The organism is Mesorhizobium cantuariense (genome assembly GCF_042647205.1).
Taxonomy (GTDB): domain Bacteria; phylum Pseudomonadota; class Alphaproteobacteria; order Rhizobiales; family Rhizobiaceae; genus Mesorhizobium; species Mesorhizobium cantuariense.
The window spans coordinates 5473069-5488430 of the sequence record NZ_JBHRVD010000001.1; the positions used below are offsets into that span (position 1 = coordinate 5473069).

Annotated in this window: 10 protein-coding genes; 5 read left to right on the top strand and 5 right to left on the bottom strand. The window is 63.1% G+C overall.

Features of this window, described 5'->3' with window-relative positions; translation table 11 throughout:
* Positions 1-149: 149 nt before the first annotated feature.
* Positions 150-1151, bottom strand: coding sequence for a KpsF/GutQ family sugar-phosphate isomerase (locus ACFOJ9_RS26670; protein ID WP_378982951.1), 1002 nt, complete (start codon positions 1149-1151; stop codon positions 150-152).
* A 250-nt stretch (positions 1152-1401) separates the two neighbouring features.
* Here ACFOJ9_RS26670 and ACFOJ9_RS26675 point away from each other — a divergent pair, with 250 nt between their 5' ends.
* The gene (locus ACFOJ9_RS26675) at positions 1402-3192 is read left to right on the top strand and encodes an outer membrane beta-barrel protein (protein ID WP_378982953.1); all 1791 of its coding nucleotides are present in this window, start codon (positions 1402-1404) and stop codon (positions 3190-3192) included.
* 70 nt (positions 3193-3262) lie between these two features.
* On the opposite strand, the gene galU is transcribed toward ACFOJ9_RS26675, so the two are convergent.
* Positions 3263-4168, bottom strand: coding sequence for a UTP--glucose-1-phosphate uridylyltransferase GalU (gene galU, locus ACFOJ9_RS26680; protein WP_378982955.1), 906 nt, complete (start codon positions 4166-4168; stop codon positions 3263-3265).
* A 210-nt stretch (positions 4169-4378) separates the two neighbouring features.
* Between galU and ACFOJ9_RS26685 the strand changes: the two genes are divergently transcribed.
* Both ACFOJ9_RS26685 and ACFOJ9_RS26690 read left to right on the top strand, forming a co-directional pair.
* A complete protein-coding gene (locus ACFOJ9_RS26685; RefSeq protein ID WP_378982957.1) occupies positions 4379-5599 on the top strand; it encodes a lytic murein transglycosylase in 1221 nt (406 codons plus the stop codon).
* A gap of 129 nt (positions 5600-5728) precedes the next feature.
* Positions 5729-6946 (top strand): SGNH/GDSL hydrolase family protein, encoded by a 1218-nt coding sequence (locus tag ACFOJ9_RS26690; protein WP_378982961.1) that lies wholly within the window; start codon positions 5729-5731, stop codon positions 6944-6946.
* Positions 6947-6952: 6 nt separating this feature from the next.
* Here the strand turns inward: ACFOJ9_RS26690 and ACFOJ9_RS26695 are convergent, their stop codons facing one another.
* Both ACFOJ9_RS26695 and gltB read right to left on the bottom strand, forming a co-directional pair.
* Positions 6953-8407: a glutamate synthase subunit beta gene (locus tag ACFOJ9_RS26695; protein WP_378982963.1), complete on the bottom strand. Its 1455-nt coding sequence runs from the start codon at positions 8405-8407 to the stop codon at positions 6953-6955.
* 142 nt (positions 8408-8549) lie between these two features.
* On the bottom strand, positions 8550-13286 hold the full coding sequence (gene gltB / locus ACFOJ9_RS26700) for a glutamate synthase large subunit (protein WP_378988078.1): 4737 nt from the start codon (positions 13284-13286) through the stop codon (positions 8550-8552).
* 251 nt (positions 13287-13537) lie between these two features.
* On the opposite strand from gltB, the gene ACFOJ9_RS26705 reads away from it, so the two are divergent.
* Together ACFOJ9_RS26705 and ACFOJ9_RS26710 are read left to right on the top strand one after the other, a co-directional pair.
* On the top strand, positions 13538-13732 hold the full coding sequence (locus ACFOJ9_RS26705) for a hypothetical protein (RefSeq protein WP_378982966.1): 195 nt from the start codon (positions 13538-13540) through the stop codon (positions 13730-13732).
* A gap of 37 nt (positions 13733-13769) precedes the next feature.
* Complete coding sequence (locus ACFOJ9_RS26710; RefSeq protein WP_378982969.1) at positions 13770-14819, top strand: threonine aldolase family protein; 1050 nt, start codon at positions 13770-13772, stop codon at positions 14817-14819.
* Between the two features lie 70 nt (positions 14820-14889).
* On the opposite strand, the gene ACFOJ9_RS26715 is transcribed toward ACFOJ9_RS26710, so the two are convergent.
* Positions 14890-15357 (bottom strand): Hsp20 family protein, encoded by a 468-nt coding sequence (locus ACFOJ9_RS26715; protein WP_109659260.1) that lies wholly within the window; start codon positions 15355-15357, stop codon positions 14890-14892.
* Positions 15358-15362: the final 5 nt, after the last annotated feature.

Below are 15362 nucleotides of genomic sequence, written 5' to 3' on the forward strand. Positions count from 1 at the left end.
TTGGACAAGGTGTGTTGAGATTCAGGTCAGGCCGAGTCGAAAACGGTGGGTTCCGAGAACCGGAGCGGAGCGTACTTTTGGGTACGTGAGCACCGGAAGCGCAGGAAACCATCGTTTGCAGGCCGGCATCACCTGAATATCAGCACACCTCAGGCGGCGCCGATACGCAGCAGGTCATGCAGGTGGATCAGTCCGACCGGTCGCCTGCCCTCCACCACCATCAGGCTGGTGATGGCTGAATTGTTGATCGTCTGCAGCGCCGTTGCCACCAGCGTGTCCGGCGTCGCCGTCTTCGGTCCTTTTGTCATCACTTGATCCACCGTCATCGCCAGCAGGTTGCTGCCGATGTGCCGGCGGATGTCGCCATCGGTGATGATGCCGACCAGCGCGCCGGCGGCGTCGGTGATCGCCACGCAGCCAAACCCCTTGCGCGACAGTTCCAGGATCGCGTCCTGCATGCCGGTGCCCGCAACCACCAGCGGCAGCCTGTCGCCGACATGCATGATCTCGCGGATCTGCGTCAGGTTGGCGCCGAGCTGGCCGCCTGGGTGAAAGGTGCGGAAATGGTCCGGCGTGAAGCCGCGTGCTTCGAGTAGCGCGATCGCCAGCGCATCGCCCATCACCAGCTGCAGCAGCGTCGATGTCGTCGGCGCCAGGCCGTGCGGGCAGGCCTCCGGCGTGCGGGGCAGCAGCAGCACGACGTCGGCAGCCCGCGCAAGTGCCGATGTCTCTCCGGCGGTGATGGCGATCAGCGGAATGGAGAAACGCCTGGAATAGGCGACGATGCCCATCAGTTCCTTGCTCTCGCCCGACCACGACATGGCGATGATGGCGTCGTCCCTGGCGATCATGCCGAGATCGCCATGATTGGCTTCGGCGGGGTGGACGAAGAAAGCCGGCGTGCCGGTCGAGGCCAGTGTCGCGGCGATCTTCGAGCCGATATGGCCGCTTTTGCCGACACCGGTGACGATGAGCCGGCCTTCGATCTTGGAGATCATCTCGACGGCCTGGGCGAAAGGCCCGGCCAGTCCGTTCTCGAGGGCCTCGGCAAGGGCCGCAACCCCCGCCTGTTCGGTTGCCACCGTCCTCAGCGCCGAAGCGATCGAGGCTTGCCTGTTCAAAGGCTTCTTATCCAAGGATCCCGCATGCATGGCTGATGCGATTAGCGCTTTGCCGGCGTGCTGTCCAACACAAATGGACCCAGGCATGTCGCCCGAACGTGTGCGGTGGTTTGAGACAACGGCAGGATGAAAAACAAAAAGCTTAACGCGCGCGGTTTGAATCCGTTTGGAAATCAGCGCTTCATGCGGCTGACGGGCCGCCGCCTCAACCCTCCGTTAACCATCCCCATTTACGGTTCGGTAAGTATGGCGCGCGTGCGCCGCGCAAGCAGTGGTGGCGATGTCCGGGGTCCAGCCAGAAAATTCGACGGGACGAAAGGGCAAGGCGGTCTGCGCCTTGCTGCTGGCGACCAGCATGTTTGCTCTGCTGCGCCCAACGGTGCTCCATGCGCAGGAAACGGAACTGCGTGGCGAAGTTTCGGAATCGGCAATCCTGTCCGACCAGCAGCGCAAAGCGAGACAACTCGCTTTGGCAGCGCAGGGTCAGGCGCCGACCGACGCTGTGCAGGATAATGTGCCGGCCCGCACCTATCTGCCGGCCAGCGCCGGTGCCGTGCCTGACGACACGGACACCGGCGACGCAACTGCCACCGGTAGCGTTTTTGACCCGCCGGCAGCCACCGACGACACGTCCGCCGACATCGCGGCGCCGCCGAAGCCTCGCCGCCGCTCGTCGACCGCCGGGCAGAATGCGGCCGACCAGGCCAAGGACAAGGCTGCCGACAAGTCGAAAAAGAAGAAGAAATCGACGACCGACACCACCAACATCACCGCTTCCACGACCGCCTCCACGGCGGACGCCACCGATGGCGCAGACACCGATGAGGAGACGGCCAACCGCCGAGCCCTTACCATCGATAGCACCGACAAGCAGAAGCTCGACCCGGGAGCGGAGCGCACGGACGCCATCGAGGGCCAGAAAAAGAAGCCGGAGGATGATCCGTTCGCCGCCACCGGCGTCAAATGGGGCTCCTTCGTCATCCGGCCGACGATCGAACAGGGCCTGACCGCCACATCGAACGGCGATTCGAGCAATGCCGGCAAATCGGCGCTGCTATCCGAAACGGCGCTGCGCTTTTCCGCCGCCTCCGACTGGCGCGAGAACTCCGCGACGATCGACGGCTATGGCCTGTTTCGCGAGACCGTGTCGGGCTACCCCGTTCACAACGAGCAAGGACGTATCGAAGGCCAGCTCAATGTCGACCTCGACAACGAACTGCGCGCCATCGCCAAGCTCGGCTACGAGGCCGTACCGGAATCGGCGTCATCGCCCGACGCCATCGCAGGCGTCAGCAAGCAGCCGCTGCGACAGACCGTCGATGGCAGCCTGGCCCTCGAAAAGCACGTCGGCAAGATGCAGTACACGTTGACCGGCGCGGTCTCGCACGACTTCTATGGCGACGCCAAGCTTTCAAACGGCACCTCGCTGTCGCAGAAGGATCAAGACTCCACGCTCTACACCGCGACCTTGCGCACCGGCTACGAGATCTCCCCCGCCCTCACCCCTTTCACCGAAATCGAAGTCGGCCGCCGGACCTATGATCAGCGCATCGACAATGAAGGCTTCGAGCGCTCGTCGACGCGGCTCGGCGCCCGCGCCGGCGTTGAGCTCGACATGGGTGAGAAGCTGTCGGGTGAATTCTCGGCCGGCTGGCTCAGGGAAGCGATCGATGACAAAAACCTGGATGCGATTTCGGGTGCCACCGTCAACGCCGACCTCAAATGGTCGCCGGAGCGCGGCACCATCATCGGCCTGACCGGCAAGACCACCGTCGAGCCCACGACCACATCAGGCGAAAGCGGCGACATCCTCTATTCCGGCCGCCTGACCGGTGAGCGTCAGATTCGCGCCAATCTCACCGCAAACGCGGCGCTGGGCCTCGACTGGCGCGATTATGTCGGCATCGACGGCCATGACAGGGTTTTGAGCGCCGAGGCCGGCCTGACCTGGTGGCTGAACCGCTATGCAGGCCTGACCACAAGGGTGAGGACCGAGAAGCTGACCAGCAATCTGCCGGGCCGCGACTACACCGCCAACAGCATCTTCCTCGGCGTGAAGGTGCAACGCTGAGGCCTGCGTGCCAAACGTGCGTTGAGATCACATCCGGCCCTTCACGGGCCGGCTGGATATCGACATCGACTTAGAACGCTGCCCCACGGCGCTCCGATGGCTTCAGCTCATCGAGAAGCGTGCGGATGATGCCGGCCATGTTCTCGTTCATGTCGCTGCGCCACAGCGCGAAGGCGACATTGGCCTCGACAAAACCTTCCGGCGATCCGCAATCGAACGTGCGACCCTGATAGGGGTAGCCATAGAAGGGCTGCTGCTTTTCCAGCTTCAGCATCGCGTCGGTGAGCTGGATCTCGTTGCCGGCGCCCTTTTCCTGGCCTTCGAGGATTTTGAATATCTCGGGCTGCAGGATGTAGCGGCCGTTGATGTAGAGGTTGGATGGCGCGGTGCCGGTCTTCGGCTTTTCCACCATCTCGGTGATGCGGAAGCCGTGATGCGTATCCTCGCCGCGGCCGACGATGCCATATTTGTGGGCGTCGGCGGGATCGCATTCCTGCACGGCGATGATGTTGTTGCCGGTCTCCTCGTAGAGTTCGACCATTGCCTTCATGCAGCTCTTCTCCGACTGCATGATCATGTCGGGCAGCAGAAGCGCGAAGGGCTCGTCGCCGACTAGCTCGCGGGCGCACCAGACGGCGTGGCCAAGCCCCATCGGCACCTGCTGACGGGTGAAGCTGGTCTGCCCCGGCGCCGGCTGCAGCCGTTGCAGGCGGGCGAGCTGGTCGTCCTTGCCGCGCTGGGCCAGCGTGTCGTAGAGCTCGAACTGGATGTCGAAATGGTCCTCGATGACGGCCTTGTTGCGGCCGGTGACGAAGATGAAATGCTCGATGCCGGCCTCGCGCGCCTCATCCACCACATACTGGATCACCGGTCGGTCGACGACGGTCAGCATTTCCTTGGGGACGGCCTTGGTGGCCGGGAGAAACCGTGTGCCGAGACCGGCGACCGGGAAGACTGCCTTGCGAACTCTCTTCATACTGTCAATTATCCGTTTGATGGGCAGCTCCGCAATCCCCGTTTCAAGACATTTTCACGCCGGAATTGAGGACTACCTGGGCGACTGAGGGAAATGTTCACCGGTAAAGCTTCGAGGCGTCTTTTCGTTCCCGGTGGCACCTATGGTAAACTAATTCCTAACCTGGTTCGGCGATGAATGGTCTTTCCTGAGACAGAGAAGGAGGTAAAGATGTCCGTTCGCAATGCCGCAAAACGTTTTACCAGCGTCATAGCGGCAGCCAGCCTCTCGCTCGCTCTGCTGATGCCTGCCCCCGCTTTCGCCGATGCCGGTTTCCGGCAATGGGTCGCCGGCTTCCGTGCCACCGCCGTGCAGAGCGGCGTTTCCGGTGTCCTCTACGACCAGGCCTTCAGGAATATCAGGGATATCGACCCGGTGGTGCTGGAAAAGGCGCGCACGCAACCTGAATTCACGGCACCTGCCTGGGACTATTTCGACAACCGCGTCCATGACCAGTCTGTCTCCGTCGGCCAGCAGATGGCCAAGAAATGGAAGCCGTGGCTGGATCGGATAGAGGCCAGGTTCGGCGTCGACCGCTACATCCTGCTGGCCATCTGGTCGATGGAATCGAACTATGGCGAGATCCTCAAGCGCGACGACGTCATGCGCAATGTCGTGCGCTCGCTGGCGACCTTGGCCTATGCCGATCCGAAGCGGGCGAAATTCGCCCGCACCCAGCTGATCGCCGCGCTGAAGATCCTGCAGACCGGCGATATCGACGAAAGCCATCTGAGCGGATCCTGGGCCGGCGCCATGGGCCATACCCAGTTCATCCCGACCAGCTATCTGCACTATGCCGTCGACATGGACGGCAACGGCAAACGCGACATCTGGAATTCGATTCCCGATGCGCTTGCGACCTCCGCCAACCTGTTGAAGAAGAATGGCTGGCAGGCCGGCAAAACCTGGGGCTACGAGGTTGCTTTGCCGGCTGGAAAGCTTCCCGGCGGCTCGAAAACACTGTCGCAATGGCAGGCGCTCGGCGTGGTCAGGGCCAACGGCAAGCCGTTCAAGAACGGCTCCGACAAGGCGACGCTGAAGGTGCCGGACGGCCGCAACGGGCCGGCCTTCCTGATGATCAAGAACTTCTCAGTCATCAAAGCCTACAACAACGCCGACAAATATGCGCTGGCCGTCGGTCTTCTTGCCGACGAAATCGCCGGCTCCAGCGGTCTCGTGCAGGACTGGAAGCGGCCTTTCACCAAACTCACTTTCGAGGAAAGGCAGGAGCTGCAGAAGCGGCTTTCCCAGCATGGCCTTTACGACGGCAAGTTCGATGGCAAGATCGGCGACGGCTCGAAGTCAGCCATCTTGGCCTTCCAGGCCAGGGCCGGCTTGGCCCAGGATGGCTATCCGAGCATGGAAGTGCTGAAGTGGCTCCGGCAGAAATAAAGCCGCCTGCGGTTGCCGCGCGGCCTTCCGGGCGCGCGAAGGACACTGTAGCAATCTGGTTGGCGCGGGCTTTGCCGAAAAATCGACGCGATTTTCTGGCAGAACTGCGCCAAGGGATGGAGGAAACGATTGGCTTCGGCTGCGCGCATCGCAGGACTTGTTCGTCGCATGCCGGTGCTCATGCTGGCCGTCATCGTGCTCGCCGTCGGCGTGGCTGGCGCCTTTCATGCGCCGGCCATGGCTCAGGAGCAGCAAAACCGCGGCTGGTCGTTGCGCGACCTTCTGTTCCCGCGCCGCAGCGAGCGGGTCGAGCCGCCGCAGGATATCCAGAAGGCAAGGCCAAGGGCCAAGGCGAAAAAACCCCGCGCCCCGCGCCCGCCCGCGGAGCCGGAAACTCCGGTGGTCGAAAAAGCGCCGGATGCCCGCACGGTCCTGGTGGTCGGCGACTTCATGGCGGCCGGCCTCGCCGAAGGCCTCGACACCGCTTTTGCCGAGAATGCCGGCGTCAGGATCGTCGTTCGCAGCAATGGCTCGTCCGGCTTCGTGCGCGACGACTTCTACAACTGGCCCGAACAAATCACGACGCTGATCGAGGCCGAAAAGCCCGCCGCCGTGGTCGTCATGCTGGGTTCGAACGACCGCCAGCAGATGAAAGTGGGCGACGTGCGCGAACAGCCCCGTTCCGAAAACTGGACCGAGGAATATGAGCGCCGCACCGAGGCGCTCGGCGAGGCCATAGCGACTGCCAAGGTGCCGTTCCTGTGGGTCGGCATGCCGGCGTTCCGGGTGCCGAAGATGACCTCCGACATGCTTGCCTTCAACGACATCTACCATCAGGCCGCCGAAAGCAACGGCGGTGAATTCGTCGACGTCTGGGACGGCTTCGTCGACGAGAATGGCGCCTTCGTCACCAGCGGCCCCGACATCAACGGTCAGCCGGTGCGGCTGCGCGCCGATGACGGCATCAACGTCTCGAAGGCCGGCAAGCGCAAGCTCGCCTTCTATACCGAAAAACCGCTGTTGAAGATCCTGGGCCTCGCCGCGCCTGGAAGCGTGGCCCCAGCGACCGCTCCGGCGGGCGCCCCTGTCGAGGCGCCGGCGCCGGCCGCGGCACCCATCGTCATCGACCGCACCGCGCCAATGCTGCTCAGCGATCCGGCACTCGATGGCGGCTCCGAACTGCTCGGCGCGGCACCGCCAGCAAAGGCCAACCCGGATCTGCCTGGTGAAAAGCTCGTGGTCGAGGGCAAGGCACCGATTGCATCGCCCGGCCGCGCCGACGATTTCTCCTGGCCGCCGCCCAAGGCCGCAGCCACGACCGACACTACGACCGCCATCAATCGCTAAAAACGCTCAGCGGGGCAGAACGCTCGACCCCATCAGTGCTTCGTCGATCGAACGCGCCGCCTGGCGGCCCTCGCGGATTGCCCACACGACCAGCGACTGGCCACGACGCACGTCGCCGGCCGCATAGAGCCTGTCGACGCTGGTCCTGTAGTCGCGGTCATTGGCCTCGACATTCCTGGAGCGGCGGCTGTCGGTGGCGATCTTCATCTGCCCGTCCAATTCCTCAGCCACCCCGGCCGCAGCCGGCCCGGCAAAGCCGATGGCGATGAAGGCGAGATCGGCACGGATGACGAATTCGGTGCCGGCGATCGGCTTGCGCTTCTCGTCGACCTCGCAGCACTTGACGCCGGTCAGTTGACCTTCCTCGCCGATGAATTCGAGCGTCGCCACCTGGAATTCGCGCTCCGCCCCTTCGGCCTGCGAGGACGAGGTGCGCATCTTGGTCGCCCAGTAGGGCCAGACCGAAAGCTTGTCTTCCTTCTCCGGCGGCTGCGGGCGGATGTCGAGCTGGGTGACGCGCACCGCGCCCTGGCGGAAAGCTGTGCCGACACAGTCGGACGCGGTATCGCCGCCGCCGACGACGACGACATGCTGACCGCCGGCGATGATCGGATGCGATGGCCACGCCACCGACTGGATCGGTTCGCCGCCGACACGCCTGTTCTGCTGCACCAGATAGGGCATCGCGTCATGCACGCCGCCGAGATCGTCGCCGGGAATGCCGGCCGCGCGCGGCGTTTCGGAACCGCCGCAATAAAGCACGGCATCATGTTCGGCGAGCAGCTCGGCAACCGGCTTGTCGACGCCGACATTGACGCCGCAATGGAAGGTCACGCCCTCGCCCTGCATCTGCTCGATGCGCCGGTCGATATAGTGCTTCTCGATCTTGAAGTCGGGAATGCCGTAGCGCATCAGCCCGCCGGGCCGGCTCTCGCGCTCATAGACATGGACGTCGTGGCCGGCGCGGCCAAGCTGCTGGGCAGCGGCCATGCCGGCAGGGCCGGAGCCGATGACGGCGACACGCTTGCCGGTCTTCTTCTCCGGCGGATAGGGCCTGATATGGCCGGTTTCATAGGCCTTGTCGGCGATCGCCTGCTCGACCGTCTTGATGGCGACGGGAATGTCCTCGAGGTTCAGGGTGCAGGCTTCCTCGCAGGGCGCGGGGCAGATGCGGCCGGTGAATTCCGGGAAATTGTTGGTCGAATGCAGGTTGCGGATCGCGTTGTCCCAGTCGCCATTGTAGACGAGGTCGTTCCAGTCCGGAATCTGGTTGTGGATCGGGCAACCCGTCGGTCCGTGGCAGAACGGAATGCCGCAATCCATGCAGCGCGCGGCCTGTTTCTCGACCTCCTTGTCCGACATAGGCAGCGTGAATTCGCGGAAATGCCGGATGCGGTCGGAGGCCGGCTGGTACTTGTGCACCTGCCGGTCGATTTCGAGAAAGCCTGTTACCTTGCCCATAGTCCAGTTCCTGCTGTCCAGATGGTGCGGTTTTCGCCGCACCCGTTAACCTCTTGAGGCAGCCATGGCAACCTTCCACAAGAGGTCAAATTGTCGGTGACATCCAGCCGGGAAGCCTGGGCTCCCCGGCAATTGCAAAAGCCTATTCCGCCGCCACGCCCATGCGCATGCGCTCCATCTCGATCAGGGCGCGGCGGTATTCGACCGGCATGATCTTGCGGAATTTCGGCCGGAATGTCGTCCAGTCGTCGAGGATCTCGCGACCACGCACCGACCCGGTGTAGTGCACATGGTTCGAGATCAGCTGGTAAAGCCGCTCCTCGTCATGGCTGGTCATGTCGCCGGAGACGTCGACACGGCCCTTGTGATCGAGGTCGCCGCCATGGTGCAGCAGCCTCTCCATCAAATCGTCTTCTTCCGGCACCGGTTCCAGCTCGACCATCGCCATGTTGCAGCGTTCTGCGAAATCGCCCGCCTCGTCGAGCACATAGGCGACGCCGCCCGACATGCCGGCGGCGAAGTTGCGGCCGGTCTGGCCGATGACGACGACGATGCCGCCGGTCATGTACTCGCAGCCATGGTCGCCGACGCCTTCGACGACGGCCGCCACGCCCGAATTGCGCACGGCGAAACGCTCGCCGGCGACGCCAGCGAAATAGGCCTCGCCCTCGGTCGCGCCGTAAAGCACGGTGTTGCCGACAATGATGGACTCCGCGGCGACGATCTTGGCCTCTTCCGGCGGCCGGATGACGATGCGTCCGCCCGACAAGCCCTTGCCGACATAGTCGTTGCCGGCGCCGACAAGCTCGAACGAGATGCCGCGCGCCAGGAAGGCACCGAAAGACTGGCCGGCGGTGCCGGTCAGCTTCACGGAAATCGTATCCTCGCGCAGTCCCTTGTGCTTGAAGCGCTTGGCCACTTCACCCGACAGCATGGCGCCGGTGGAGCGGTCGACGTTGCGGATGTCGACCTCGATCTTGACCGGCAGCTTGCTTTCGAGCGCCGGCTTTGCCAGTTCGATCAGCTTGCGGTCGAGCACGTCGTCGATCGGGTGCTTCTGCCGTTCGGTCCAGTGCACCGATTCATGCGGCGCATCCGGCTTGAAGAACATCTTCGAGAAATCGAGACCGCGGGCCTTCCAATGCACGATCAGGTCGCGCTTTTCCAGAAGATCGGTGTCGCCGATGATCTGGTCTATATGGGTGTAGCCCATCTCGGCAAGCAGTTCCCTCACCTCTTCCGCCACATAGAAGAAGAAGTTGATGACATGCTCGGGCGTGCCCTTGAAGCGCTTGCGCAACACCGGATCCTGCGTCGCGACGCCGACCGGGCAGGTGTTGAGATGGCACTTGCGCATCATGATGCAGCCGGCCGCGATCAGCGGCGCGGTCGAGAAGCCGAACTCGTCGGCACCAAGCAGCGCGCCGATGATGACGTCGCGGCCGGTGCGCAACCCGCCGTCGACCTGCAGCGCAACGCGCGACCGCAGACCGTTCAGCACCAGCGTCTGGTGCGTCTCGGCAAGGCCCATTTCCCAAGGGCTGCCGGCATGCTTGAGCGAGGTCAGCGGCGAAGCGCCGGTGCCGCCATCATAGCCCGAGATGGTGATGTGGTCGGCGCGTGCCTTGGCGACGCCCGCCGCAACCGTGCCGACCCCGACTTCCGAGACCAGCTTGACCGACACGTCGGCGGCCGGATTGACGTTCTTCAGATCGTAGATCAGCTGTGCCAGATCCTCGATCGAATAGATGTCGTGATGCGGCGGCGGCGAGATCAAGCCGACGCCCGGCGTCGAATGCCGGACCTTGGCGATGGTGGCGTCGACCTTGTGGCCGGGCAGCTGGCCGCCCTCGCCGGGCTTGGCACCCTGCGCCACCTTGATCTGCATCATGTCGGAATTGACGAGATATTCGGCCGTGACGCCGAAACGCCCCGAGGCGATCTGCTTGATCGCCGAGCGTTCGGGGTTCTTGCCGCCGCCAGGCAATGGCAAATAGCGGTCGGCTTCTTCGCCGCCCTCGCCGGTGTTCGACTTGCCGCCGATCTGGTTCATGGCGCGTGCCAGCGTGGTGTGCGCTTCGCGCGAGATCGAGCCGAATGACATCGCCCCGGTCGAGAACCGCTTGACGATGTCGGCCGCCGACATGACGTCGTCGAGCGCCACCTTCTGGCGGCCGGTTTCCTCGGCCAGCTTGAGCCTGAACAGGCCGCGAATGGTCTGGGCGCGGGCCGTCTCGCTGTCGATCTGCGCGGAATAGTCCTTGAACGTTTCCCACGATCCCTGGCGCACGGCGTGCTGCAAGGTGGCGACCGCATCGGGCGACCAGATATGCGCCTCGCCACGCATGCGGAACATGTATTCGCCGCCGACCTCGAGGCTGTTGCGCAGCACGGGGTCGTTGCCGAAGCCGTCATTGTGGCGGCTGAGCGTCTCGGTCGCGATCTCGTCCAGCCCGACGCCTTCGATCAGCGTCGCGGTGCCGGTAAAGTATTGCTGCACGAAATCGGTCTTCAGGCCGATGGCGTCGAAAATCTGCGCGCCGCAATAGGACTGGTAGGTCGAGATGCCCATCTTGGACATCACCTTGAGGATGCCCTTGCCGATCGACTTGATGTAGCGCGAGACGACTTCGTAGGCGTCCACTTCCTTCGGCAGCTCGCCACGCTTGTGCATGTCGAGCAGCGTATCGAAGGCGAGGTAAGGGTTGATCGCCTCGGCTCCATAGCCGGCGAGGCAGCAGAAATGGTGCACTTCGCGCGGCTCGCCGGATTCGACGACGAGGCCGACCGAGGTGCGCAGCCCCTTGCGGATCAGGTGATGATGGACCGAGGCCGTCGCCAGCAGCGCCGGGATGGCGATGCGGTCCGGCCCGACCTGGCGATCGGACAGGATGATGATGTTGTAACCGCCGGCGACCGCCGCCTCCGCCCGCTCGCACAAGCGATCGATGGCGCCCTGCATGCCCGCGGCCCCTTCAGCGGAGCCATAGGTGATGTCGATCGTCTTGGTGTCGAAGCGGTCCTCGGTGTGGCCGATGGAGCGGATCTTTTCGAGATCGCCATTGGTCAGGATCGGCTGGCGCACTTCGAGCCGCTTGCGGCGCGAATTGCCGACCAGGTCGAAGATGTTGGGCCGCGGCCCGATGAAGGACACCAGGCTCATCACCAGCTCCTCGCGGATCGGGTCGATTGGCGGGTTGGTGACCTGGGCGAAGTTCTGCTTGAAATAGGTGTAGAGCAGCTTCGACTTGTCCGACATCGCCGAGATCGGCGTGTCGGTGCCCATCGAGCCCACCGCTTCCTGGCCCGTCGTCGCCATCGGCGACATCAGCAGCTTGGTGTCTTCCTGGCTGTAGCCGAACGCCTGCTGGCGGTCGAGCAGGCTGACATCCTTGCGCAGCGCGCGCGGCTCGACCGGCTTCAAATCTTCGAGGATGAGCTGCGTGTTGGCGAGCCAGGTCTTGTAGGGATGCTTGGTCGCGATCTCCGACTTGAGCTCCTCATCGGAAACGATGCGCCCCTTCTCGAGGTCGATCAGCAGCATGCGGCCGGGCTGCAGCCGCCACTTCTTGACGATCTTCTCCTCCGGCACCGGCAGCACGCCGGCTTCCGAGGCCATGATGACGCGGTCGTCGTCGGTGACGATGTAGCGCGCCGGGCGCAGTCCGTTGCGGTCGAGCGTGGCGCCGATCTGGCGGCCGTCGGTGAAGACCACCGCCGCCGGTCCGTCCCACGGCTCCATCAGTGCTGCATGGTATTCGTAGAAAGCCTTGCGATCGGCATCCATGAGCTTGTTGCCGGCCCAGGCTTCCGGGATCAGCATCATCATGGCATGGCTGAGCCTGTACCCGCCCTGGAACAGAAACTCGAGCGCATTGTCGAAACAGGCGGTGTCGGACTGACCGTCGTAGGAGATCGGCCACAGCTTCGAGATGTTGTTGCCGAACAGTTCGGAATCGACCGAAGCCTGCCGCGCCGCCATCCAGTTGTTGTTGCCGCGCACGGTGTTGATCTCGCCATTATGGGCGACCATGCGATAGGGATGCGCCAGCTTCCATGACGGGAAAGTGTTGGTCGAGAAGCGCTGGTGGACGAGGATCAGCGCCGTCTCGAAGCGCGGATCGATCAGGTCCTTGTAATAGTCACCGACCTGGTAGGCCAGGAACATGCCCTTGTAGACGATGGTGCGAGCCGACAGCGACACGCAATAGGAGCCGATGTCCTTGTTGTCGTTCTCGGCATAGATGCGGCCCGATATGACCTTGCGCAGCAGATAGAGCCTGGCCTCGTACTCCTCGTCATCGGTAATGTCCGATGTGCGGCCGATGAAGACCTGGCGATGGAAGGGCTCGGACGCGACGATGTCGGGCGCCTTCGACAGTGACGAATTGTCGACGGGCACATCGCGGAAACCGATGAGCGGAAGCCCCTCGGACTGGGCCGATTCGGCAATGATGTCCTCGATATGGGCGCGGAGCGCTGCGTCCTGCGGCATGAACCAGTGTCCGACGCCGTACTGGCCCGCCGGCGGCAGGTCGATGCCTTGGGCTGCCATCTCCTCGCGGAAGAAACGGTCGGGAAGCTGCACCAGCACGCCGGCGCCATCGCCGACCAGCGGATCGGCACCGACGGCGCCACGATGGGTCAGGTTTTCGAGCACGGCAAGCCCGTCCTTGACGATCTGATGCGACTTCACGCCCTTCATGTTGACGATGAAGCCGACGCCGCAGGCATCATGCTCGTTGCGCGGATCGTAGAGGCCCTGGGCCGAAAAGCCGGTGTTGGTTCGGCCATTATTGGTTCGGAGCGTATTTTTGACGGTTGCCGCTTTCGTCTGCGCGGCCTGGCCGTTCGTCGCAGAGTGCGTCATGTCCGTCATCTCCTGTCCTCCATTCCAGCCCTTCAGGCGCTGGTTTGCCTCGGCAAGCGCTTGGCTCACCCCGATCCTTGCGGCACGTCTTGCGAAATCCTTGCCGAACCAGGCGGCTTTCCGCACGGTTCGTATTCGTACAGGCCAGAGTCTGGCCGTCCACCTGTCGCTCGCAGCAACAGCCGGAGAGGCCCAAATGATACGCCAATCCAGCTTGTTTTGTGCGACAAAATAAGACAGCACTACTGTCCTAAATTTTTATGACAGAAATCCCGGACGCACACAAGACCGATTCGCAAAAAACTTGGGCTTTTCGCGACAGAAAATGTCGTGAAGTTGAGGAAAAACGTAAGCTTCAGTCGCTGGCCCATTTTCTTGCGGGCTGGCTGGCGTTACCGATTTTCCAGCGTCTGGCCCTTGCGATCAGCGCGCGAAACCGGTCAACTTCAGGCTGATTTCCCCAAAACCCGTTCCCCAGACACAGGCAGATGCATGTTCTTCGCTTCCGACAATTGGGCAGGCGCCCATCCCAATATTGCCGCCGGCCTGTCAGCTAATTCCGGCGGCTTTTCCACCGCCTATGGCGACGGTGCGCTCGACCAGGTCGTCTATCAGCGCTTCAGCGAGATTTTCGAACGCGAGGTCGCGGTGTTCTTCGTGGCCACCGGCACGGCCGCCAACTCGCTGGCGCTGACCACTTACAACAAGCCAGGCGGCATTTCCTTCGCCCACCGTGAATCGCATGTCATCGAGGATGAATGCGGCGCGCCGGAATATTTTTCCGGCGGCTCGCGCCTGCATGCCATCGATGGCGCGCTGGGCAAGATCGACCCGCACAATCTGGAAAGGACCATCGGCCGTTTCGCGCCCGAAATCGTCCATTGGGGACGGCCGATGGCTGTTTCGATCACCCAGTCGACCGAGGTCGGCACCATCTACGGGCTGAATGAGATCGAGACGATCTCGGCGATCGCCAAACAGCATTCGGTGCCCCTGCACATGGACGGCGCCCGCTTTGCCAATGCGCTTGTCGCGCTCGACACGACACCGGCCGAAATGACCTGGAAACGCGGCGTCGACGTCCTCTCCTTCGGTGGCACCAAGAACGGCTGCTGGTGCGCCGAGGCGATCGTGCTGTTCGATCTTGATCGCGCCAGGGAATTGGCCTTCCTGCGCAAGCGCGCCGCCCAGCTGTTTTCGAAATCGCGCTTCGTCGCGGCGCAGTTCGAGGCCTATTTCAAGGATGGATTGTGGCTGGAAACCGCCCGCAACGCCAACGCCATGGCCGCGCGCCTTGCCGCGGCGATCGAGGATTCGGCTACGGCAAAGCTGGCATGGCCGCCGCAGGCGAATGAGGTGTTCGCGGTGATCAAGAAAGCCGAAGCCGAAAAGCTGCAGGCAGCCGGCGCTGCCTTCTACGACTGGCACAAGCCGCATGGGTTTGACGGCCATATCGGTGAAGACGAGTTGCTCTATCGCTTCGTCACCAGCTTCGCGACGACGGCCGAAGAAGTCGACCGCTTTGGCCAGCTGATCGCCTGATAATCAATATCCCGGACAACAAAAAAGGCGGCGCCTCTCGGCACCGCCTTTGCCTTGGGAGGCTATTGGTTTAGTTGGCGGTCTTGGCCTCGATCTGCTTGGCCTTGGCCGAAGACGCCGTAATGGCGATCTTGCGCGGCTTCAGCTCCTCGGGAATGTTCCGCTTGAGGTCGACGAAGAGCAGGCCGTTCTTCAGCGAAGCACCGACGACTTCGACGTGATCGGCGAGCTGGAAGCGGCGCTCGAAAGCCCTCGAGGCAATGCCGCGATAGAGCAGTTCGGACCCTTCACCGGTGCCCTCGTCCTTGCGCTCACCTTTCACGGTCAACACGTTGCGATGGGCTTCGATCGAGATTTCCTCGTCCGAGAAGCCGGCAACCGCCATCGAGATGCGATAGGAATCCTCACCGGTGCGCTCGATATTGTAGGGCGGATAGGTCTGCGCGCCATCCGGCTGCGCAAGCGAATCGAGCATGGTGAAGAGACGGTCGAAGCCGACGGTGGAGCGATAAAGCGGGGAAAAATCAACGTGACGCATGAGGT